Origin of the sequence: Propionimicrobium sp. PCR01-08-3, assembly GCF_030286045.1 — a bacterium.
Classification (GTDB): Bacteria; Actinomycetota; Actinomycetes; order Propionibacteriales; family Propionibacteriaceae; genus Brooklawnia.
On record NZ_CP127390.1, the window covers coordinates 2474456 to 2494465 of the forward strand.

Below are 20010 nucleotides of genomic sequence, written 5' to 3' on the forward strand. Positions count from 1 at the left end.
GGGCTAGCGAGGCAGCCGGTCGCGCATAAACCGTTTGGGCACATCGACCAGACGCTGTTCGTCCCATGGCTGCGTCCAACCACCCAGGCGCAGCAGAGCATCGGTCAAGTACGCCGTGAAGCCCCACAAAAAGAAATCGCCGAAGACCCACGCCGGTCCGGTGTGCCCACCCGGATGGCGGGCCGTCACCCGGTTGCCGGGGTCGGAAAGTTGCGAAACTGTCCAGCGCTGAATGGACGCAACTTCGTCCGGACTGGTGATCTCGATCGGATCATGGCCGCTCCAGGTGCCCACCACCGGTGCGACATCGAAGCTGGAGACCGGCAGCCTGGTGACCGGTAGGCGTCCCAGCAATTTCACCTTGTCGGGCGGTAGACCGACTTCTTCCTGAGTTTCACGCAGCGCCGTCGCGGGAGCATCGGCATCGCCGGGCTCATAGGAACCGCCGGGGAAGGAGATCTGACCGGCGTGTTTGCGCAATCCGGTGGCGCGTTCGGTGAACACCAGGTCGGGGTCGTGAGTTTCGGACAGCAGGATCAGCACCGCTGCCCGGGCCCGGCCGTGCGGCCTGCGTTCGGGAGTGAGCAGGTCGGGTAGTTCGGGATCATGCAGCTTCAACGCCAAGTCGTCGAACTGTCCGTTCACGACTTCACCAACGCTTTTGCGACATCGGGATCGGTGGGCCCCGCACCGAAGCTCGGACACAATTCAGCCACCGGGCATGCCCCGCAGGCGGGCCTCTTGGCATGGCAACAGCGGCGTCCATGGAAGATCAGGGTGTCGCTGACCTTCGTCCACAGCTTCGGATCGAAAAGCCGCTGAATGTCTTTCTCGACGACCTCGGGTTTGGACGATGCCGTCCAGCCGAGCCGTTTCGAGACGCGCATGACATGCGTGTCCGAGGTGATCGCGGGTAGCTCGAAGGCGTGGCCTCGCACCACATTGGCGGTCTTGCGTCCGACTCCGGGCAGCTTCACCAGGTCTTCGATCTCGACCGGAACCTTGCCGTCGAAATCGTCGGTGATCATCATGGCCAGGCCCTGAATGGACGCGGCCTTGTTGCGGAAAAACCCGGTCGGACGAATGACCTCCTCGACCGCGGCACGATCGGCTTCGGCGAGGGCGCGAGGAGTCGGCCAGCGCTTGAAAAGCACGGGCGTGACCTTGTTCACCCCGACATCGGTCGACTGTGCAGACAGCACGGTCGCCACGAGCAACTGGAAAGGACCCGTGAAGTCGAGTTCACAGCGTGCGTCCGGATAGGTCGCATGCAGTAACCCGAAGACGTCCTCGGGTTCGGCGTTCACGCAGCCTCGACCACCAATTCGACCTCCACGGCCGCGTTGGCCGGCAGCACTGCCACGCCGACAGCACTGCGCACGTGGCGTCCTTCTTCTCCGAAAATCTCGATGAGCAGCTCGGACGCACCGTTGGCCACCAGCGCCTGGTCGGTGAACCCGGGATCTGAATTCACGAAGACACACACCCGCACGACCTCGCGGATCGCGTCCAGGCTGCCGGCGACCGAAACCACAGCGGACAATGCACGCAAGATCGCCGCCCTGGCCGCACGCTTGCCGTCGTCCACACCGAGATCGGCACCGAGACGCCCGGTCACCACCTCGCCGTCGGCCTCGATCGGCAGCTGACCACTGGTGAAGACCTGCGTCCCGACGGTCTTGGCCGGGGCATAGGCACCCAAAGGTGCCGGGGTGGCCGGCAGTTCGATGCCCAGGTCGTCCAATCGCTGGCTGGCGCTCATCATGCCTCCTGGACGAGCGGACGCTTGAAGTAGCCGACCAGCGAGTCCGGGTTGGGGCCGGGGGCAAGCTGGACGAGCTCCCAGCCGTCCTGGCCGAAGTTGTTGAGAATCTGCTGGGCGACATGGCTCAGGACGGGGGCGACGAAGTACTCCCACTTGGTTGGCTGCGATGCATCACTCATGTCTCCAAGGTTATCGGGTGTCGGCAGGCCCGTATCGATCCTCGACCGGGCGGCCGGTTTTCCTTCTTCGGCGCGGCGGCCGCTGCCATTCTTCAGCGGAATGTAGTCGCTTCGACCGCGGCCGGCGCCGCCTTGTGCGGGGTGGTCTGATTCGCTTTCGGCACATTCGCTGTTCGGGAGTCCCTCGCGCCCGGACGCCATACCGTGCCAGAGTGGATTCATGGAACAGATCACCATTCCCACAGTCCCGCTGCTCGACGGAGGCTCCATACCTCTGGTCGGCACCGGGACCCTGTTTACCAAGGGAAACGAGCTGGCCAATCTGCTGGCCGAGTGCATCAAGGACGGCTACCGGCTGCTCGACACCGCAGCGCAATATGCCAATGAGGTCGCCGTGGGCGAGGCGATCCGCCGGTCCGGTGTGCCGCGCGACGAGATTTTCGTCACGACCAAAGTGGCAGGCGTCGATCAGGGACGCGAGCTCACCCGGCACGGGCTCGAGGATTCGCTGCGCAAGCTCAACACCGACTATGTCGACATGCTGCTGATCCACTGGCCCAACCCGTCGCGGGGGCTCGCCACCGAAACCTGGCAGGAAATGCTGGAACTGCAATCCGAAGGGCTCGTCAAGCACGTCGGGGTCTCGAACTTCTTGCCGCATCAACTCGAGGAGCTCTATCAGGCCAGCGGGGTCTGGCCGGTCGTCAACCAGATTCAGCTCTCCCCCGCCCTGGCCCGCACCGAGGTCCGCGCCTTCTTGGCCGAACGGGGAATCGTCGCGGAGGCCTGGCGTCCGCTGGGCAACCAGGAACACGCGATGGACCAGATCATCGTGCAGACCATCGCCGAGCGCCACGGCGTCGATGTCTCACAGGTCGTGCTGCGCTGGGCGGTTCAGCAGGGCATCGTGGTGATCCCCGCGTCCAAGAACCGGGAACGTTGGCACCGCAACGCCGACCTCTTCGGCTTCGAACTGAGCGACCAGGAGATGACCGACCTGGCGACCGTCGATCTCGGCGAGGACAAGGCCTGGGACGCAAACGTCCACGAAGAGTGGTGAGTGCGCCACAGCTGAAGCGCGCGACTACCACTCGTTGCGGGCGGCGACCGCCGGGAACGATCCCAGGATCGCCGCCTGCTTCGGGTTCAGGATGCTACGAGTGTGATCCTTGGAGTTCGGTGCCGGGTACGACTTCGTGACCGAAGTTCTCCGGGTGACCGTATCGTGGTTTGGGTTGTGCCGCCGGAAGGTCAACAGGACGCCCGGCGTCAACCGATTGGGAGTCACCGGCGAGTTCTTGTTTGACGTCGCCCAGGTCGTGGCCGATCCGCATGCCGTAGAACGACCGCCAGATGAAGTAGATGGCGATCACGAAGAACACTGCCGCGAGGATGTGGGTCAGCAGGCCGCTGCCGGCCGACGAAATCGAGACCGCCAGTTCGACTGCCAGCAGTCCGAACAGGGTGCTGAACTTGATGATCGGGTTGAGCGATACCGACGAGGTGTCCTTGAAGGGATCACCCACGGTGTCACCCACGACCGACGCATCGTGTAATTCGGTTCCCTTTGCGTCCAAATCGACCTCGACGAGTTTCTTCGCGTTGTCCCAAGCACCGCCGGCGTTCGCCATGAAGATGGCCTGATAGAGACCGAACAATGCCAGCGAAATCAGGTAGCCGATGAACAGATACGGTTCGACGAACGCGAATGCCAGCGTGGCGAAGAAAACGCCCAGGAAAATGTTCAGCATGCCGCGCTGCGCGTAGCGGGTGCAGATTTCCACCACTCGTTTCGAATCGTCGGCCGATGCTTTGGTGACGCCGTCGAGCTTGATGTTCTTCTTGATGAATTCGACCGCCCGATAGGCGCCGGTGGTGACGGCCTGGGTGGACGCTCCGGAGAACCAATAAATGACCGCCCCGCCCGCGATCAATCCGAGCAAGAACGGGGCATGAATCAGCGAGAGATTCTCCACACCATTCTGCAATCCTTCGGTCAGGCTCATGATGATGGAGAAAATCATCGTGGTGGCGCCGACCACGGCCGTGCCGATCAAAACCGGCTTCGCGGTCGCCTTGAACGTGTTTCCGGCACCGTCGTTTTCTTCGAGATAGCGTTTGGCGTTGTCCCACTGCACGGTGAAGCCGAAATCATGCTCGATCTCGGCTTCGATACCGTCGATCTCTTCAATCGTCGACAATTCATACACGCTTTGCGCGTTGTCGGTCACCGGACCATACGAGTCGACGGCAATCGTCACCGGGCCCATACCCAAGAACCCGAACGCCACCAGACCGAACGCGAACACCGCCGGCGCCAGCATCAGCGCACCCAGCCCGAGCGTGCTGACGAAGAACGCGCCACCCATCAGCCCGAGAATCGCAGCACCCAGCCAGAACGCCGAGAAGTTGCCGGCCACCAACCCGGACAAGATGTCGAGGGACGCTCCGCCTTGCTGGGCGCTGACCACGACCTCTCTCACATGACGGCTCTTCACCGAAGTGAACGCCTTCACCAACTCCGGAATCAACGCGCCGGCCAGCGTGCCGAACGAGATGATCGTGGCGAGTTTCCACCACATGCCGTCGTCCAGATTCGAGATCATCGCGAAGCTGGTCAGATAGGTGAGCACGATTGACACGATGCTGGTCAGCCACACCAGCTGGGTCAACGGCGCCTCGAAATCCATCTCGGCCGAATCCTGGTAGCGCGCCTTCGTGATCGCCGAGTTGATGGCATACGACACGAAGGAGGCAATCACCATGACGATACGAATCGTGAAGATCCACACCAGCAACTGAACCTGCACCATCGGGTCATCGACGGCCAGCAGAATGAACGTGATCAACGCGACACCGGTCACCCCGTAGGTTTCGAAGCCATCGGCAGACGGGCCCACCGAATCACCCGCATTGTCACCCGTGCAATCAGCGATCACGCCCGGATTACGTGCGTCGTCCTCCTTGATATGAAAAACGATCTTCATCAAATCCGCGCCGATATCGGCGATCTTCGTGAAAATGCCTCCCGCAATACGCAGTGCAGACGCGCCCAAAGACTCACCGATCGCGAACCCGATGAAGCAGGAGCCCGCAATGTTCGCCGGCAGGAAAAGCATGATGACGAGCATCATCAACAACTCCACGCTGATCAGCACCATCCCGACACTCATTCCCGACTGCATCGGGATGGCATGTGCGGGATACGGCTTGCCGCGCAAAGCCGCGAAACTCGTCCTCGAATTAGCGAAGGTATTCACTCGGATGCCGTACCAGGCCACTCCGAAACTACCGGCCATCCCGATCAAGCTGAAAGCCAAAATGACAGCCACCCGACCCCAGGAGAAACCGACCAACGCCTTGTAATACAGCAAAATGACCGCACCGATGAACAACCACAAAACCACGAGGAACCTGCCCTGCTGCACCAGATAGGTCTTACAGGTCTGATAGATCAGCTCGCTGATCTCGCGCATCGATTCATGCACCGGCAAATTACGCAGCTTGTTGTAGGTCAGCACTCCGAACAGCAGGCCTGCCAAACAAACCAGTTGGCCGAACATCAGCAGATGGTTGCCCTGCACTCCGAAAAACGATACGGACGACAGGTCGGGCAAAACAAGGCTGGCCTCGCCGCCGTGCACACCCTCGGATTGGCTGCCACCTGCCGAACAACCGGCCAGTAAGCCGACGGCCCCAAGCCCGAGTATCCCGAGCGTCCTTCTCGCGCCGCGCCGCTGGGCGGATGGTGGACGAGATACGGCGTTGTTGCCAAACTGGCTCATGGCCATCATGGCTCCCCTCTGAGCAATGGCTACTACGGACGGCCCGGACGCTACTGTGCCCCGAACCGCGACTTTCGGGTAACAAGAATACGCGTCCCCTGCTGAGACGTTGCACCAGGTCCTTGATCGCCGAATTGCTAGAAGACCGTGTCCTCCTGATCAGGAACGACGTTGCCGTCGGCATCCATCAAGGGAGACGTCGAACCGTCGGGCTCGATGCGTCCCTTGGTTGAGCATTCGTAGGGTTCGTCCTGTTGGTTCTTCGGATCGATGAACATCGGGTTGACCATCCACTTGCCGTCAGAATTCGCGTAGGCGTTGCACATCAGTTCGGTCTTGTTCCTATTGATGGCCAGCCGTAGGTAGGTCGCATCGGACAGGAAGGTCACGTCGGTGTCGGAGTCGCCCGCCCCGAAGACCTGGCGCTGATCCTGCGGAGCAGGCTCGAAGGCTGCCGCGCCGGTGATACCGAAGACCTCTTCGTTCACCCGGCATCGTTTGCCCTCGATGTAGGGAATGGACGCGTCATCGCCACCGCACGGCGCGATAGTTGAACTCCACTTACCGTCAATCTCCTGGGTCATCACACCCATCACCTTCTCGGGAGTGAATCCAAGCGATTCTCCCCAGGCCTCGGCGACAGGCGCGGCCGACGCCGAGATGATTCGCACATCAAACCCGTGGGCGTTCAGTACCTCGATCAGGTTGGTGATCTCGTCGTAGTAGCGAACCCAGCCCGTCACTTCGTGAGACCCGACCTTTTGCTCGGTCCCTTCGTCCGCGTTGATATTCTGATCACGTGCCTGTCCGGCAAACTCCTTGATTTCGTCCTGGGTGTATCCGGCCAACAGCTGGGCTGCCATGGGGTAGTTCGGTTCCATTCGTCTGGCATTGAAATCCTGGAACGCCTCTTTGTCGCCGGTCGTCTCACCTTCGGAATAGACCTCGATGATCTCATCGGCGCATGCCAAGCCTGCCTCGGTGTCGGTTGGCAAGGTCTCCCCGGGCTGCGCGACGGCGCCACAGGCCGTGTTGAGAGCACTCACGGCGTCATCGGTGAAATAGCTGCTCACCGTTGCCCAGTCGCTTCCGGCGGGCTGTTTCACCTTACCGTTGGCGATCATCCAGAACGTCTGTGCATCGCCTATATCGTTCTTGACCACCGTGTTGTCCCAGTCGAAGAGCGCCAATGGGGCTCCATCGGCGTCTCCGGAGCTCCCGCAGTCGCCGAGCTCGGTGATCATCTCGTTTATGCGATCGAGATTATCGGCGTACCAATCGGGGTCGGTGGCAACGAGATCACATGCACTCGCGCTGGTCTCGGTGACGTCACTCGCGCTGTCGCCCGGCATAGATGGCGTCGATGAGGCGCCACAAGCGGACAAGCCGAGCGCAAGTCCCAGAGCGACGGTGGTGATCAGGGGAAAGGGTCGCGACATCAAGGTCTGCTCCTCATTGTTGATGCACCCCATCCACGGTGCTGGGGTGGCCGTTCGGCCAACGTTATCAAGCATAACGAATGCGCGGCGGTCGGCCTGTCGTTGACCTGCAGCTTCGTGATCGTCCCCCAATTCGACTAGGTGCAGTATTGGAAAGGCACCAGACCGGGGCCGCTGCAACCGAGCATTAAGGCATGCGTGGGCCCACCATGCAAGAGACAACCAGGACATCGGGACGAGACGCAGTAAGCGTAAACCGACGGATGCGGGCTTTGGATCCTTGTCACTTCCGGGCAGCTGCGGCGAGAGCGGTCTGAATGAGCGTCGTGGCCGCATCCAACGACCCTCGAGTAGCTTCAGCCGCCATCTCGGCATCCTGCGCCTGGGCGGCATCGACGAGGCGCTCCCTATAAGAAAGTAGGTCAGAATCGATTTCCGCGCTGATTGCTCGCCGCGCGCCAAGTATTTTGTAAGAGCGGCAGCGCTGCCACACCTGCTTGATAGTCTCCACAAGGAAAGGGTTACCGGCCGCCGAATAGATGACAGCGAGACATTCTTCGTCCTCGTCGAGATAGTCAATTGCACGTTTGTCGGCCAACGAGTGCTCCATCTTGTGAAGCAATTCACGTGAACGCTGCACATCCTCGACCGACGCATGGCTTGCTCCCAAGGCAGCTGCCTCAGCTTCAAGTAGTCGAAGCACCGCGTAAACATCAAGAAGTTCGATGGTCGTAAAGTCCTTTACGACGGCACCCCGGTACGGCTGAGACTCCACAAGCCCGGTCGATTCCAGCCGTCTGATCGCCTCTCGCACAGGCATCACGCTCGTGCCCAACTGTTCAGCGACCTGACGGATTTGAAGCCGTTGACCACCGGGAAGATCACCGTTCATGATGGCATCCCGAATCGCATCGAAGACTTGATCGCCCATCCGTTTGCTCAGCCCAAGTTTCGCCAGCTCCATGAGCTAATCCTATGGTCAGTAGTTGCTTTACGACGATTGAGCCAATGCGGCACGGTCTTCCTGCAAACGAAAGAGAGCCCGACGCCAGACAATGTTTGTCGCTGCATGATCGCCAATTGAGAGCCGCGACCGAAGCCAACTCGGGCGACAAACCACGAGCCGCACACACGATTCTGATGTTCAATCGTTGAACACCAAAGTCTTCACGACCACAGGCACCGCTTGCCCGGCCCCTACCGGCACACCGATGTCGATATAGTCGCCCAGCCCGGTAAAGATGCTGTCGATGCAGACGACATCATCGCTACGTCCGCGTTTCACCTTGAGCGCCTGGCCGAGCACCATCGCTCGGTCGTTCTCGAGCACGATGACAAGCGGGTACGGGCCGCTCAGCACCACGTCTGCGCCGGAGATGATCGCATCGGCCGTCTCCTGGACGGCCGTGAACGAGTCGATGTCATATCCGCTGAAAGCCACGGCGACGCTCTGACTGGGGTCATCAGGATTCAACATCGCGAGTTCAGCCTTGATGGTCGCCGCAAGCCGGATGGGATCAGCCGCGTCCTCGTCACTGATCCGAAGAATGGGCACATTCTGCATGGGAAGCAGGTCCCGCGCATATTCGATCGTGGAACCGCTGATCTCGGTCGTGTGCACTCCCGCACCAACGACGGTCGCGCCGATCGTCTCGGCACCATGAAACCGCTCGACCAATCTGAATGCGCTGTCATCGGCGATCGCCGCACCCAGCAGCGGCCCGATGTCGCCATACCTGAAGGGATTCAGAGCACGATCGGCATCAATGAGATCTGCCACGCCACCGGAAAAGCTGATCGTGCCCGGCGCGATCTCCGAGTTCAAGGCACGCCCGGCGTTGGTATACATCGAAGCATGAGTCGCATCCGGATGCACCAAGCCGAGCCCCATCGCAAGCTGCCGTGCCATCACCCTCGTCAAGGTCTGCAGCCGTGCGGGATCGGCGGTATCTCCGACTGCCAGCGGGATGTCAGATGCTTCGGCCAAGCGCTTGATCTGATGCGACAGATAGCTGATCTTGCCGTCAATGACCCGAACAAGCCGTCCCCCGATGTCGAGGCACGACGCCCCCAGTAGCCGTCCCGACTTGTAAGCAGCGATATTGGTGGTGCCGCCGCCAATATCGAGGTTCGCGACGATGCCACGATGCTCCTTGGACCAAGAGTCGATGCCGACGCCACGAGCCGCCAGCACCGATTCGAGTGCCGGACCGGCAGTTGCCACCACGAAGTCGCCGGCTAGTTCGCTCAGTGCGTGCAGCACCTGCTCGGCGTTATCGGCGCGAGCCGTCTCGCCAGTGATGATGGCGGCGCCGGTATTGACCTCACCCGGCTGCACCTGCGCCGCCTGGTACTCGGCTTCGACGATGGCCCGCAACGCGTCCACATCCATCAGATCTGGCCTGACAAGGGGCGTCAGATAGATCTGGCTTCGATAGATGACTTCTTTCGCGACGATCGAGATACGCGGGACCGAGAAGGCACTGGCGGTATTTTCGATGGTCAATCGGCTGAAGACCACCTCCGTCGTGGACGTCCCCACATCGATACCTACGCTGAGTATCTGCTCAGCCATGATTCAGCCCAACTCGAGAACGGTGCGGCCTGGAAGCGACGACGTTTGCATGTTCTCCAAGACCTCGTTGATGTCGTCCAGCTTCGCGGTATGCACGGTCGGAATGATCTTCTCCTGCGCGGCCAGGTGCAGGGCCCGACCCAGATCGAAACGGGTACCGACGATGGACCCGCGCAACGTGATCGCGCGCATCACCATGTCGTAGATCGATAACGGGAAATCTCCCGGCGGGAGCCCGTTGAGCACGACAGTGCCGCCCGGGCGCATCATACCGACTGCCTGCCCGAATGCCGGCGGCGAAACCGCTGTCACCAGTGCGGCATGCGCGCCGCCGATCTGGCGTTGCAGATAGCCAACCGGATCGGTGTTACGTGGATTGACCGTCATCGCCGCACCCAGCTTGGACGCCAAGTCCAGCTTCTCGTCCTCGATATCGACGGCGATGACTTGGAAGCCCATTGCCTTTCCGTACTGCACCGCGAGATGTCCCAGCCCGCCGATGCCCGAGATGATCACCCAATCGCCCGGGTCAGCGCTGGTCATCATCAGGCCTTTATAGACGGTCAGGCCGGCGCAAACCAATGGCGCGGCCGTGAGATCGTCGATGCCAACCGGGATCTTGGTGGCGAAGTGGCCGGACGCGACCATGTATTCAGCGAAGCCACCATCGACTTCGTAGCCGGTTCGCTGCTGCTGTGTGCACAAAGTCTCCCAGCCCGACAGGCATTGCTCACAGGTTCCGCAAGCCCAATGTAACCAGGGCACTCCTACCCGCTCACCGACGTTCAGGTAGTCGACGCCTTCGCCAACCTCAACGATTTCCCCGATGACCTCATGCCCGGGAATACGCGGCAGCGGCGGCTTGTCCGGCCAGTCACCATTGACAGCGTGCAAATCGGTATGGCAGACGCCGCAAGCGTGCACCCGGATCAGAATCTGGCCGCGTCCGGGTCGCGGCACTGGCACCTCTCGGACCTCTAGCGGCTGACGGAACTGCGTGACAACAGCAGCTCGCATCGTCTTCTCCATCATCATTCCAATCCGGCTTGAATAGCGGTGATAGCGACCGTGTTGACGATGTCTGATACCAAGGCTCCGCGCGACAGATCGTTGACCGGCTTGTTGAGTCCTTGCAGCACGGGCCCGATGGCCAGCGCCCCTGAACTGCGCTGTACGGCCTTGTAGGTTGTGTTGCCGGTCTGCAGATCCGGGAAGATCATCACGGTTGCCTTACCTGCCACCGGAGAGTCGGGCATCTTGGTGTTTGCAACCGCCGCATCAACCGCCGCGTCATACTGCAGCGGGCCGTCGACGACGAGTTCGGGTGCCCGCTCCCTGACGATCCTTGTTGCCTCGATCGTCTGATCAACATCGGGGCCCTTGCCTGAACTGCCGGTCGAGTACGACAGCATCGCGACCCTGGGATCCACACCGAACTGCTTCGCAGTGGCAGCTGATGTTATTGCTATATCGGCCACCTGCTCAGGCGTTGGATTCGGGTTCACCGCGCAGTCACCAAAGACAAGTACCCGGTCCGCCAGACACATCAAGAAGACCGACGACACGACCGAGACACCCGGCTTCGTCTTGATCATTTCAAGGGCGGGACGAATCGTGTGCGCGGTGGTATTGACCGATCCGGAGACCATGCCATCGGCCAAGCCTTCGAGCACCATCATGGTGCCGAAGTAGCTGCCATCACCGACCCGCTCACGGGCCTGCTCCAGGCTGATACCCTTCTTTGCCCGCAGCTGGGCGTACTGCGCCGCGAACTTCTCGCGCAGTTCACTCGTCTCGGGATCGATGATCTGTGCGCCGGCGATGCTGAGCCCCAGATCGGACGCCATCTGCTTGATGGCTTCGGGGTTCCCGAGCAGGGTCAATCGGCAGATCCGCTCGGCGAGCAGGCGGGCGGCCGCACGTAATATCCGTTCCTCGGCACCCTCGGGCAAAACGATGTGTTGGTCGGCCTTGCGAGCCTGCTCCAACAGTCGGTGCTCGAACATCAGCGGCGTGACGATGTCTTCGCGTCCGAGCGGGCGAGCGGCATCGAACAGGAGCGCCATATTCACCTGTGAGGCAACAACACTACGAGCCTCGGCTTGCTCCACGGCACTCAATTGCGTGGGCACCTGGTTTCGTTCGGTGACCACTCGGTAGACCTGCTCCATCAACTTCGGTGAGCGGAGCAGAGGAGCGTTCGGATTCAGTTTGTTCCACAAGGCGCAAACTTCATCCGCCAGCGGCCATGGTCCGACAGCCACAGCCCCGGCGGGTTTGCTGAACTGACCGGACGCGCCGCCGATCAGCATCCCCAAGCCGATCTCGCTACGGTCTGCTGAAAACACGACGGTCGAATCGGACTCCAATTCGGGTAGCAGATGGCGCAATCCCATGTCGGCGACGAGCAGTTTGCCGGTTTGCAAGGCAGATAGGTCCTCGGTGCCTGCGACCACGCGTGCTTCCAACTCATCCAAAGCACCGGTCAGCCCGGTCGACGCGCTCGTCACTTCGTCCACCACAAATGCCGGGACGGCGATCTCGGATAACTCCGAAACTTCGAGTTGCTGGCCTCGGGAGCGGGGGGTGATGACCGCAAGAACCTGTGCGAAGTTGCGGGTCGCTTCGTCGATGGCTACCTCGGCACGCCGGACGGTCTGCTGCGCGCCACCGTGCGACGGCACCACCAAAATCATCGGAACATCGATGTTGGCCGAGATGCGGGTGTTCCAGGAAAGCTCAATGGGAGCCAACGAGCAATCATATTCGCTGCCCAACACCAGCAACGCATCGTACTGGGCGGCGCACTCTGCGTATCGCTCGATGATCTGCGCCATTACATCAGCGGGGTTATGTAGTACTTCGTCGGCACTTGCCCCCCAGTGCCGGATCGCTGAACGCGTGCCCGCCTGCCGCATGGTTTCGTCCAGCACCGGGTCAGTGGGCGGCTCTGCGATAATCGGCCTAAAGACTCCAACGGCGCCGAAGCGCCCGGCTAGTTCGGGAAGCAGGCCGATGGCCATCTGCAACAGGTGCGGGCAATGCTCAGTCGGACACAGGTAGACGGCAGGCCGTCCATATTCGCTCGTCACGGCAGCAGCCCTACTTCATGACCTTGGAGATGATCTGGTCCAGCCCTTCGGGGGCATGACCCAAGGCTGCGATGACCGCCTTCCGCACGTCAGAATGCGTGTTGTCCGAGTGATCCTCCACCGACAGTGCCTGGGCTACCTCGGAGGGACGCGGAGTGGTCGCCGATTGAGTATGAGGCTGCGGCGAAACTCCACTATCATTCCCGCGCGGCTTGTTGGCAGCAGGAATAACCCGCACCCCTTTGCTCTGCGCTTCCTCGGCGGCCAGCGCGGTGATGATGTCGCCCGGCGCAAGCTGCAGGCACGTCGTGCCCTCGTTCAACAGTTCGCTGATTGTCGTGGCGGTGATGACATGGCGTGACATGAGCGCTCCCTTACTGACCGACGATGGAGTTGATTGCCTGGGCAGCGCCCTCCCGCGCTGCGTGGATGTCCGACTCGGTGCCGGACATCCACATGCGTCCGTACATACCAAGGACATTCATTTGATTGAGGAAAACTGGAGCGGCCTTTTCGGCTTCATTGGCCGCGATGGTGACGTAGGCCGCGGGCTCAATCTCCATGATCAACACCGTCTGACCACCCTCGATCATCGTCCCCATCTGCAGACGATTCATTACCTGTGCCTGGGACGGATGCACATTGGTGATGATCTGCTCGGAGACGATCTTCGGGGCTACTCTCGACTCGATGGGCAAATCGAGGCAGTCGAGTACCACCTCACCTGCGCGGATCACATCGGCCTGAGACATCGAGTGCACTTCGAACATGCCGAACTGACGTTCGACATCTTGCGCTCCCGGTAGGACATCTGCTGATTTCAACACCTTGTCCATGACCTGGAACACCCAGTTACCCGGGGCCATTTCGACATACAGACTGCTCATGCCTTCAACCGGTGGCGCACCGCTGGCGATCTTGCCGACAAATCCGGCGAATTGCGGCTGGAGACGATCGAGATGGCAGAAGGCCCGTAGCTGATAGCTGCCCACATTCATGGCCATCGCGTTCACATCCCCTCTTCAATGATCGGCCTGGCCCATTGAGCCACGCCAAGAGGAGTAACGAGCATCGGTTCGGGTGCGACCCGGCTCGGGACGCCGGTAACCTGCTCCATGATCTCAGCGAATCCATAGAACGCGCTGGTGCCGCCGACCATATGTATCTTCTCCACGCCGTGGCCCGCAATCGCGTCGCGCACGATACTGGCGATCTTTTGCATGGTCGGACGCACCACCGGCAGCAGCATCTGCTGCTGGCCGACGTCGACCTTGCGCGCCTCAGCATCGGCAAACGGGATCTTGAAGGCGCCCGAAATGACCAGCGACATGTGCGTGCCGCCACTCGGCTCATCGGTGGTAGCGATGACTTCGCCGTCACGAATGATCGCTACGCCGGTTGTGCCGCCGCCCACGTCGACCACGGCCCCGTTCTTCACACCGAGTACAGCGTTGGCCGCGGTCGGTTCGTCGACGACATCGGCGCATTCGATACCGACACCCTCCAACACATAATGGTGGGCGCGACTATCGCTGAGCGATACGTCGGGGGGAATAGTCACGGATCCGGCGCTGAGAGTGCGTCCAGTAACCTGCTCGAGATGAGTCTTGAGATCCCGGACAACTTCCATTGCACCGGCGAAATCCCAGACGATGCCGTCACGCACCACGTCGGCGAAAGTGTTGGCCGCCGCCAGTGGCTTGCCACGCTCGTCGGTTATCACGATCACCGTGAATGCGGTCCCGAGATCAACCCCGACCTTGATCGGCAACGCCGGATCAATACGTCTTGGCTTCGCCAGCACGGAGGCCGCCCGGCGCATCGTCTGTTCAATGGTCGGGCTCATTACTCGAGACCCGCCTTCATTCGCAACTGCAAGAAGTAGAAGGTGCTCGACAGCCGATTGAATGCATGACAGATCGTCGCACCCCACTCGGGTGCAGGAGATCCGAATGCCTCCATGGCCGTGATCTCGATCTCGCGCGACTTGGTACGCGCCATATTCAGCCAGTGCTGCAGTTCGGGCTCGTCCTCGTCAATCGTGAGGTGCTCAATACCCAGAGTGCCCTTCGGATCGTGGGTCGCTTGATGAATACGCTCGGCATCCCAGTCGGCCAGTTCCAGCTGCGCGACCGGCCGCTCGTTGTATTCGGCCGACGTGAGTTCACGGCAATAGGCCGCGACCGTGCCCAGGTCGCGGACCAGCTTGCTGTCGCCCTCAAGTTTGGCCATCCGCTGAGTCAACAGCACGAGCGCGTGCAAGGAGTCGACCTCCCCGCGCAGCTTGATTCGCGGATGAGTCTTCAATGCAAAATGATGCGCGTCCAACTGAGTCATCTCGGAGGGCTTGTGCTTCAGCGGAGTACCGCAGGTCATGCAGGTGGGCAGTTCGCCTGCGAAGTTCACCGGAAACACCGAGGCTCTGTCCCACTCGTGATCCTGATCGTTGGCGCTGCCTGGCTCCGTAGCGGCATGCTGCGCACCGGCGGCCATGCCATTCGAGTCAACCATCACCAAGGCCCACTGTTTGACGAAATCGGCCGCTGACGGCGAAAGACGGGCCCCCGCCGGAACCGTGACCTCGGCACCCATCGATGGACGCCGAAGTTGGTCACGAAGATCAGCTTCGGTGACGATCATCCGATCTGGTCTTCCCACTCCGCGGGGAACGTCACGTAAATAAACTTCGTCCAGTTCGGGGTGCCAAAAGTGATCGACGAGCCCTTCGGCACGTAAAAGACATCTCCGGGGTGTCCGACCTTGTTGCCGGCGTCACCACCCAGACGCAATTCGCCTTCAAGAACGATCTGTATTTCGTCGTAGGTCAATGTCCACGGAAAGTCACCCTTCGTGAGGGTCATATACCCGGCGGCCATTGGCGCGCCATCGTTCCCGGTTACAACGTCCCCGGTCTTGACCTCCATGCCTGCGGGAGGTCCCGGATAGGGGAACACCGACATCGGCGCGTCCCGGTAGCTCGAGAGCTTGACCGGACGGCGGGCCACGGTGGGGGCGGCAAAGCCACCCCCACCCGAACCCAACAACGATGTCACTATGGCCCGAACGCGATCGGACAGGTCGCCGGCAGCCGCCGGTGCCTGACTTGAGATCTGCCCGGACGATTGCGGAGACGCGGCCGCTCCCGATTGGGTGATCGTCACGCCCAATTCGGCAGCTACGTCCTTTGCCAACGGAGTGACGAGAGCATCCACAGGAACGTCGAGTGCGCCACTGGCGCAAGCCTCGCGCACTTGATCAGCTGTGATAACGATCTTGGCCATAATGCATCACTTTCGAAGATAAGCAGTCGAATACTCACCGGAGCATTGCCGCAGTCCGTCGATTCGGGCTGCGGCGCCCCGGGCGTCCGTTAGGGGCGTTCAAAAGAACTACCGCTGAATATCGCTAGTTTTTCGTCGCGCCCAGACAAAGATCACTCAGCCGAACGATGCGGCAAGATGAGTTCGACATCACCGTGCGGACGCGGGATCACGTGGACCGAGATCAACTCGCCTACACGAGCGGCCGCGGCAGCGCCGGCGTCCGTTGCTGCCTTCACGGCGCCGACATCGCCACGCACCATCACGGTCACGTAAGCGGCGCCGATCTGCTCCTTGCCGATCAGCTTGACGTTGGCGGCCTTCACCATCGCATCGGCGGCCTCGATGGAACCGATGAGACCCTTGGTCTCGACCATTCCGAGCGCGATCATGTTGATATCAGCCATGGAAGTACTCCTTCTAGTGTTTGCTGCTTTGTTTTCAATAGTTGCGGGTTCAGGAACCGTGACGGTTGTCTCGGCTCGATCTTCATTAGCCTGTTCAGTTGTCTTGGTTGATTCCACGGCGGCCTCGTCGACGGTGTCCACCGCCGTCTCGGTCACCGTCGGTAAGGCCTCGCCGACTGCAGAGACCTTACCGCTGGTCGCGCTCCGAGGGTTCGGCTCGGCGGCGGAGTTCACTCCGGCTGCCCGAACTCTGCGAGTTCGCGCGACCTGCTTACTCTGAGTCTCGCTCATCTACTACCTCCTGCGGGCCTCACTTGTGAAGTTCGGTGAGGATCTGGCGAACGACCTTCTCCACGAGCGCCGCATCTGCATCCGCTCCCTTACCGGACGTCGACGTCGGCACCGAAACCGGATCGTCTTCACGAACCTCGGAGTCAACGTTCTCGAGAATGCCACCGTGGGCACGTGCCACCTCGGGAACCTGGTTCTTGTGGTAAGCAACTCGCTTCACGTTCAGCACGTGCTCGACGGTCACGTTTCCGGAGATCACCGAACCGCCGATGCCGCCGGGAGCCAAGGTCATGGATGGGCGAATACCGGTGGTGAAACCGACACCACCCAAGGAGCCCCAGGTATTCACCAGGACCCGGAAGGCGGGCTTCTCGACACCGAACGCCAAGATCGCCTCCTCGTCTCGAGAATGGATCGCCACCGAGTGCCCCTCGCCGCCGAACTCCAGCAGCTGGATGGCCCGCTCACAGCCGGCCCGCCAGCCATCGGCAACCATGAATCCGAGCACCGAAGTGAGCTTCTCGCGCGACAGCGGATACTTAGGGCCGACTCCGTCGAGCTCGGCGACCAAGATCCGAGCCGAATCCGGAACGCTGAAGCCTGCCGCCTTCGCCAGCACCTGGGGGGTACGGCCCACGTACTGCGCCAGCATCATGCCATTGGGACGGAACATGATGGCAGCCAGCTTGTCGGCTTCTGCCTTGGACATGAAGTAGGCACCACGGGCCTGCATCTCGGCCTTCAACCGATCGGCGATCGGACGATCAGCGACGACGCATTGCTCGGTGGCACAGATGGTCGAGCAATCGAACGACTTCGATTCAACAATCATTTGAGCCGCCCGCACGATATGCGCCGAACGATCGACATAGACCGGAACGTTGCCGGGCCCGACACCGATGGCCGGCTTGCCTTGGCTGTGCGCCGCCTTGACCATGCCCGGCCCACCGGTCGCCAAAATCATCGAAGTCGCTCGATGGCTCATCAGCTCGGTCGTGCCCTCGATGGTCAGTTCGGTGAGACAACCGATCATGCCCTTCGGCAGCCCCGCAGCCTCGCCCGCCTCCGCCATCACCCGCACGGCCTCGGCTGTGCACTTCTGGGCGGACGGATGCGGTGCCACGATCACAGCATTGCGTGCCTTCACGCCGATCAGGATCTTGAAGATTGCCGTCGAGGTCGGGTTGGTCGATGGCGTCAACGCTACGATCACGCCGACCGGCCAGCCAATCTCGACGACCTTGTTGACCTCGTCGTGACGCAGCACGCCACAGGTCGGAATATCCTTGATCGAATCCCACACGCCTTGCGCTGCAAATTCGTTCTTCAACTTCTTGTGCGCCGGATACCCGAAACCGGTCTCGTCATGGGCCAGCTGGCCCAAACGCCCCGCCTCCCTCATCACCGCAGCTACCATCGCTTCGCAGATCTTGTCGACCTGCTGCTGCGACGCGAACTGGAACGAACGCATGGCTTCCCGTGCCCCAACGGCCAAGTCACGCGCCTGCTGAACCGAACGCAGGTCGGCGTCCATTGTCTGACTCATCAATTCACTCCTTGACAGATGGTTGCGGATCAGAACTTCTTCGGAGTGGCCGCGACGTCAAGTACGGCATCCTGGAATGCTGCACAGGCAGCCCGGCATGCAGACTGTGACCCAGTCAATAGACCACCGGAGAAGTTCGTCTCGCTCGGTGGCTCGAAATACACCTGCATCGACACATCGGCGGCCTTCATAGCGAGATCGAGTGCATAGGCCGACTCGAGAGGTGGCGCGATCAGGTAGGCAAGCGCCTCGCCTCGATTGATGCCTGCCTCCTTTGACAGGTACGAACCGGTGCTGCTGATCAAGTGCGGGAAGAAGGTCAACTCCCCTGCCTCATCGGCCGCGTAGAACCAGGCCTCCTCCTCGCAGAAGGACACACAGGCGTCCACGCCGGAACGCACTTCTGCCGGCGTGGGACCTGCCAGCATGCCGATGATCTCACCAGAGAGCGGGCCAGACGGATATCCGGAACCGGCGTAGAAGCTCTTGGCATAGACCACGTCGACTTCGGCAAACTTGGTTGCCTCGTCGAGCGATACATATAGCGAATCATCGATATCACAGGTAATCAAACCCACCGAGCGCTGATCAGCATTCAGGCCAAGCTTTTCAGCAAAGCCACGGTCCACATTCGGAATGATCCGCACCGCCAGGATTGACGGCTTTACAGGATCGAGAATCCCCATTCCTTACCCTTCCTTTCCTAGCTGCCAGCAACTTCGCGCAGCTTCACGCCCGAAGCTGAATACTGGATCATGCGCTTGATGAACTCCACGATGTACGCGCCCGCCTCGAGTGGATTGGTGCCACCATGGGTGGTGATCATGCAAATCAGATCCCGATCGGCATCTGATTTACCCGGCTGCGGATCGAAGCCCATATAGGCGCTCATCGCGTCCGCGATGCCTAGACCCGGACGCTCACCGATCAGCAAGATCAAGACCTTCGCCTTGATGATCGCGTTGATATCATTCATGACCCCCACGCGCGCGTTCTCGATGAAGAACGGAGTGCCCATGCTGAGGCCTGCAGACTTCAAGCCCTGCTCGATAACCGGGTAGATATCACCCAGGTTGTTGTCGATGGCAGCGGCCGACAGACCATCGGCGACGCAGATCTGCACGTCCGGAGACTTCACGCACTTCTCGTTCAGTTCCTGCTTGGCCTCATCGCTGAGCAACCGGCCGAGATCGGGACGCAGCAGATACTCGGCGCGGTCATCGACACGAGTGTGCACCGTGAAAAGGTTGAACTTGTCTTTGACCTCGTCGGTCACCACACCGTAGATCGCGTCCTGAGTGACACCATGGTCGGCCTGGAAGAGCAGCATGGTCTGGGTCTTCGGACGAGGACCCGCGCGACCAACCCCCAACCGGGCGCTGGTCGAATCCATCAGATCACGCAGGCCCTCGGGATCGGCGGGATCGTCGACCAGCATTGCGTGACGTGGGCCCTCCAACGTGGGGTCCGCGAGGTCGATAACCAGATCGCCGCCCTCGTTCGACACCTTGGAGGTCTGGGGCGCGGTGGCCGCGTCATGGGGCTCGAGGCCCTCGGTCTTCAGTTCCGCCAGGACGCGGGCAACGATTTCCTCAATACTCTGGCTCATCT

The 20010-nt window shown here is 61.0% G+C and carries 20 protein-coding genes; 1 reads left to right on the top strand and 19 read right to left on the bottom strand.

The window, feature by feature from the left end; all coding sequences use genetic code 11:
* Window positions 1–3: 3 nt before the first annotated feature.
* From QQ658_RS11440 to sp36, 4 genes are read right to left on the bottom strand one after another with little or no spacing between them, the layout of a single operon-like run.
* Complete coding sequence (locus QQ658_RS11440) at window positions 4–645, bottom strand: NUDIX hydrolase (protein ID WP_286024973.1); 642 nt, start codon at window positions 643–645, stop codon at window positions 4–6.
* Entirely contained in the window at window positions 642–1307 is a 666-nt protein-coding gene (gene nth, locus QQ658_RS11445) for an endonuclease III (protein ID WP_286024974.1), read from the bottom strand. Before nth ends, QQ658_RS11440 begins: the two co-directional genes overlap by 4 nt.
* Entirely contained in the window at window positions 1304–1762 is a 459-nt protein-coding gene (locus tag QQ658_RS11450) for a RidA family protein (RefSeq protein ID WP_286024975.1), read from the bottom strand. Before QQ658_RS11450 ends, nth begins: the two co-directional genes overlap by 4 nt.
* Entirely contained in the window at window positions 1762–1944 is a 183-nt protein-coding gene (sp36, locus tag QQ658_RS11455) for a Sp36 family protein (protein WP_286024976.1), read from the bottom strand. The genes QQ658_RS11450 and sp36 overlap by 1 nt, the downstream gene beginning before the upstream one ends.
* A 220-nt stretch (window positions 1945–2164) precedes the next feature.
* Between sp36 and QQ658_RS11460 the strand changes: the two genes are divergently transcribed.
* Window positions 2165–3004, top strand: a complete 840-nt coding sequence (locus tag QQ658_RS11460; protein ID WP_286024977.1) for an aldo/keto reductase — start codon at window positions 2165–2167, stop codon at window positions 3002–3004.
* Window positions 3005–3098: 94 nt separating this feature from the next.
* Here QQ658_RS11460 and QQ658_RS11465 read toward each other — a convergent pair whose 3' ends face one another.
* From QQ658_RS11465 to eutC, 15 genes are all read right to left on the bottom strand, one after another.
* Window positions 3099–5729 (bottom strand): sodium-translocating pyrophosphatase, encoded by a 2631-nt coding sequence (locus tag QQ658_RS11465; protein WP_286024978.1) that lies wholly within the window; start codon window positions 5727–5729, stop codon window positions 3099–3101.
* Between the two features lie 137 nt (window positions 5730–5866).
* Window positions 5867–7168 (bottom strand): HAD family hydrolase, encoded by a 1302-nt coding sequence (locus QQ658_RS11470; RefSeq protein ID WP_286024979.1) that lies wholly within the window; start codon window positions 7166–7168, stop codon window positions 5867–5869.
* Between the two features lie 283 nt (window positions 7169–7451).
* Window positions 7452–8132 (bottom strand): GntR family transcriptional regulator, encoded by a 681-nt coding sequence (locus QQ658_RS11475; protein WP_286024980.1) that lies wholly within the window; start codon window positions 8130–8132, stop codon window positions 7452–7454.
* A 180-nt stretch (window positions 8133–8312) separates the two neighbouring features.
* A complete protein-coding gene (locus QQ658_RS11480) occupies window positions 8313–9743 on the bottom strand; it encodes an ethanolamine ammonia-lyase reactivating factor EutA (protein ID WP_286024981.1) in 1431 nt (476 codons plus the stop codon).
* Between the two features lie 3 nt (window positions 9744–9746).
* A complete protein-coding gene (gene adhP / locus QQ658_RS11485) occupies window positions 9747–10778 on the bottom strand; it encodes an alcohol dehydrogenase AdhP (RefSeq protein ID WP_353057925.1) in 1032 nt (343 codons plus the stop codon).
* Window positions 10775–12835, bottom strand: coding sequence for a phosphate acetyltransferase (pta, locus tag QQ658_RS11490; RefSeq protein ID WP_286024983.1), 2061 nt, complete (start codon window positions 12833–12835; stop codon window positions 10775–10777). The genes adhP and pta overlap by 4 nt, the downstream gene beginning before the upstream one ends.
* A 10-nt stretch (window positions 12836–12845) precedes the next feature.
* Entirely contained in the window at window positions 12846–13199 is a 354-nt protein-coding gene (locus QQ658_RS11495; protein WP_286024984.1) for a hypothetical protein, read from the bottom strand.
* Window positions 13200–13209: 10 nt separating this feature from the next.
* Window positions 13210–13839 carry a hypothetical protein gene (locus tag QQ658_RS11500; RefSeq protein ID WP_286027105.1) on the bottom strand — a complete coding sequence of 210 codons (630 nt, stop codon included), beginning with the start codon at window positions 13837–13839 and terminating at the stop codon, window positions 13210–13212.
* Window positions 13840–13844: 5 nt separating this feature from the next.
* Window positions 13845–14681 carry an ethanolamine utilization protein EutJ gene (gene eutJ, locus QQ658_RS11505; protein ID WP_286024985.1) on the bottom strand — a complete coding sequence of 279 codons (837 nt, stop codon included), beginning with the start codon at window positions 14679–14681 and terminating at the stop codon, window positions 13845–13847.
* Window positions 14681–15475, bottom strand: coding sequence for a cobalamin adenosyltransferase family protein (locus QQ658_RS11510; RefSeq protein WP_286024986.1), 795 nt, complete (start codon window positions 15473–15475; stop codon window positions 14681–14683). The genes eutJ and QQ658_RS11510 overlap by 1 nt, the downstream gene beginning before the upstream one ends.
* Window positions 15472–16116 (bottom strand): cupin domain-containing protein, encoded by a 645-nt coding sequence (locus QQ658_RS11515; RefSeq protein WP_286024987.1) that lies wholly within the window; start codon window positions 16114–16116, stop codon window positions 15472–15474. The genes QQ658_RS11510 and QQ658_RS11515 overlap by 4 nt, the downstream gene beginning before the upstream one ends.
* Window positions 16117–16268: 152 nt before the next feature.
* Window positions 16269–16547: a BMC domain-containing protein gene (locus QQ658_RS11520; RefSeq protein ID WP_286027106.1), complete on the bottom strand. Its 279-nt coding sequence runs from the start codon at window positions 16545–16547 to the stop codon at window positions 16269–16271.
* 325 nt (window positions 16548–16872) lie between these two features.
* Complete coding sequence (locus tag QQ658_RS11525; RefSeq protein WP_286024988.1) at window positions 16873–18399, bottom strand: aldehyde dehydrogenase family protein; 1527 nt, start codon at window positions 18397–18399, stop codon at window positions 16873–16875.
* Between the two features lie 29 nt (window positions 18400–18428).
* On the bottom strand, window positions 18429–19085 hold the full coding sequence (gene eutL, locus QQ658_RS11530) for an ethanolamine utilization microcompartment protein EutL (protein ID WP_286024989.1): 657 nt from the start codon (window positions 19083–19085) through the stop codon (window positions 18429–18431).
* A gap of 17 nt (window positions 19086–19102) precedes the next feature.
* On the bottom strand, window positions 19103–20008 hold the full coding sequence (eutC, locus tag QQ658_RS11535) for an ethanolamine ammonia-lyase subunit EutC (protein WP_286024990.1): 906 nt from the start codon (window positions 20006–20008) through the stop codon (window positions 19103–19105).
* Window positions 20009–20010: the final 2 nt, after the last annotated feature.

Bases quoted from the DNA above. Each gene is read 5' to 3' on its own strand.
- QQ658_RS11450 (WP_286024975.1), bottom strand. From the start codon at position 1,762: ATGAGCGCCAGCCAGCGATTGGACGACCTGGGCATCGAACTGCCGGCC.
- sp36 (WP_286024976.1), bottom strand. From the start codon at position 1,944: ATGAGTGATGCATCGCAGCCAACCAAGTGGGAGTACTTCGTCGCCCCC.
- QQ658_RS11460 (WP_286024977.1), top strand. From the start codon at position 2,165: ATGGAACAGATCACCATTCCCACAGTCCCGCTGCTCGACGGAGGCTCC.
- QQ658_RS11465 (WP_286024978.1), bottom strand. From the start codon at position 5,729: ATGAGCCAGTTTGGCAACAACGCCGTATCTCGTCCACCATCCGCCCAG.
- QQ658_RS11470 (WP_286024979.1), bottom strand. From the start codon at position 7,168: ATGTCGCGACCCTTTCCCCTGATCACCACCGTCGCTCTGGGACTTGCG.
- QQ658_RS11475 (WP_286024980.1), bottom strand. From the start codon at position 8,132: ATGGAGCTGGCGAAACTTGGGCTGAGCAAACGGATGGGCGATCAAGTC.
- QQ658_RS11480 (WP_286024981.1), bottom strand. From the start codon at position 9,743: ATGGCTGAGCAGATACTCAGCGTAGGTATCGATGTGGGGACGTCCACG.
- adhP (WP_353057925.1), bottom strand. From the start codon at position 10,778: ATGATGATGGAGAAGACGATGCGAGCTGCTGTTGTCACGCAGTTCCGT.
- QQ658_RS11495 (WP_286024984.1), bottom strand. From the start codon at position 13,199: ATGTCACGCCATGTCATCACCGCCACGACAATCAGCGAACTGTTGAAC.
- QQ658_RS11500 (WP_286027105.1), bottom strand. From the start codon at position 13,839: ATGGCCATGAATGTGGGCAGCTATCAGCTACGGGCCTTCTGCCATCTC.
- eutJ (WP_286024985.1), bottom strand. From the start codon at position 14,681: ATGAGCCCGACCATTGAACAGACGATGCGCCGGGCGGCCTCCGTGCTG.
- QQ658_RS11510 (WP_286024986.1), bottom strand. From the start codon at position 15,475: ATGATCGTCACCGAAGCTGATCTTCGTGACCAACTTCGGCGTCCATCG.
- QQ658_RS11515 (WP_286024987.1), bottom strand. From the start codon at position 16,116: ATGGCCAAGATCGTTATCACAGCTGATCAAGTGCGCGAGGCTTGCGCC.
- QQ658_RS11520 (WP_286027106.1), bottom strand. From the start codon at position 16,547: ATGATCGCGCTCGGAATGGTCGAGACCAAGGGTCTCATCGGTTCCATC.
- QQ658_RS11525 (WP_286024988.1), bottom strand. From the start codon at position 18,399: ATGAGTCAGACAATGGACGCCGACCTGCGTTCGGTTCAGCAGGCGCGT.
- eutL (WP_286024989.1), bottom strand. From the start codon at position 19,085: ATGGGGATTCTCGATCCTGTAAAGCCGTCAATCCTGGCGGTGCGGATC.
- eutC (WP_286024990.1), bottom strand. From the start codon at position 20,008: ATGAGCCAGAGTATTGAGGAAATCGTTGCCCGCGTCCTGGCGGAACTG.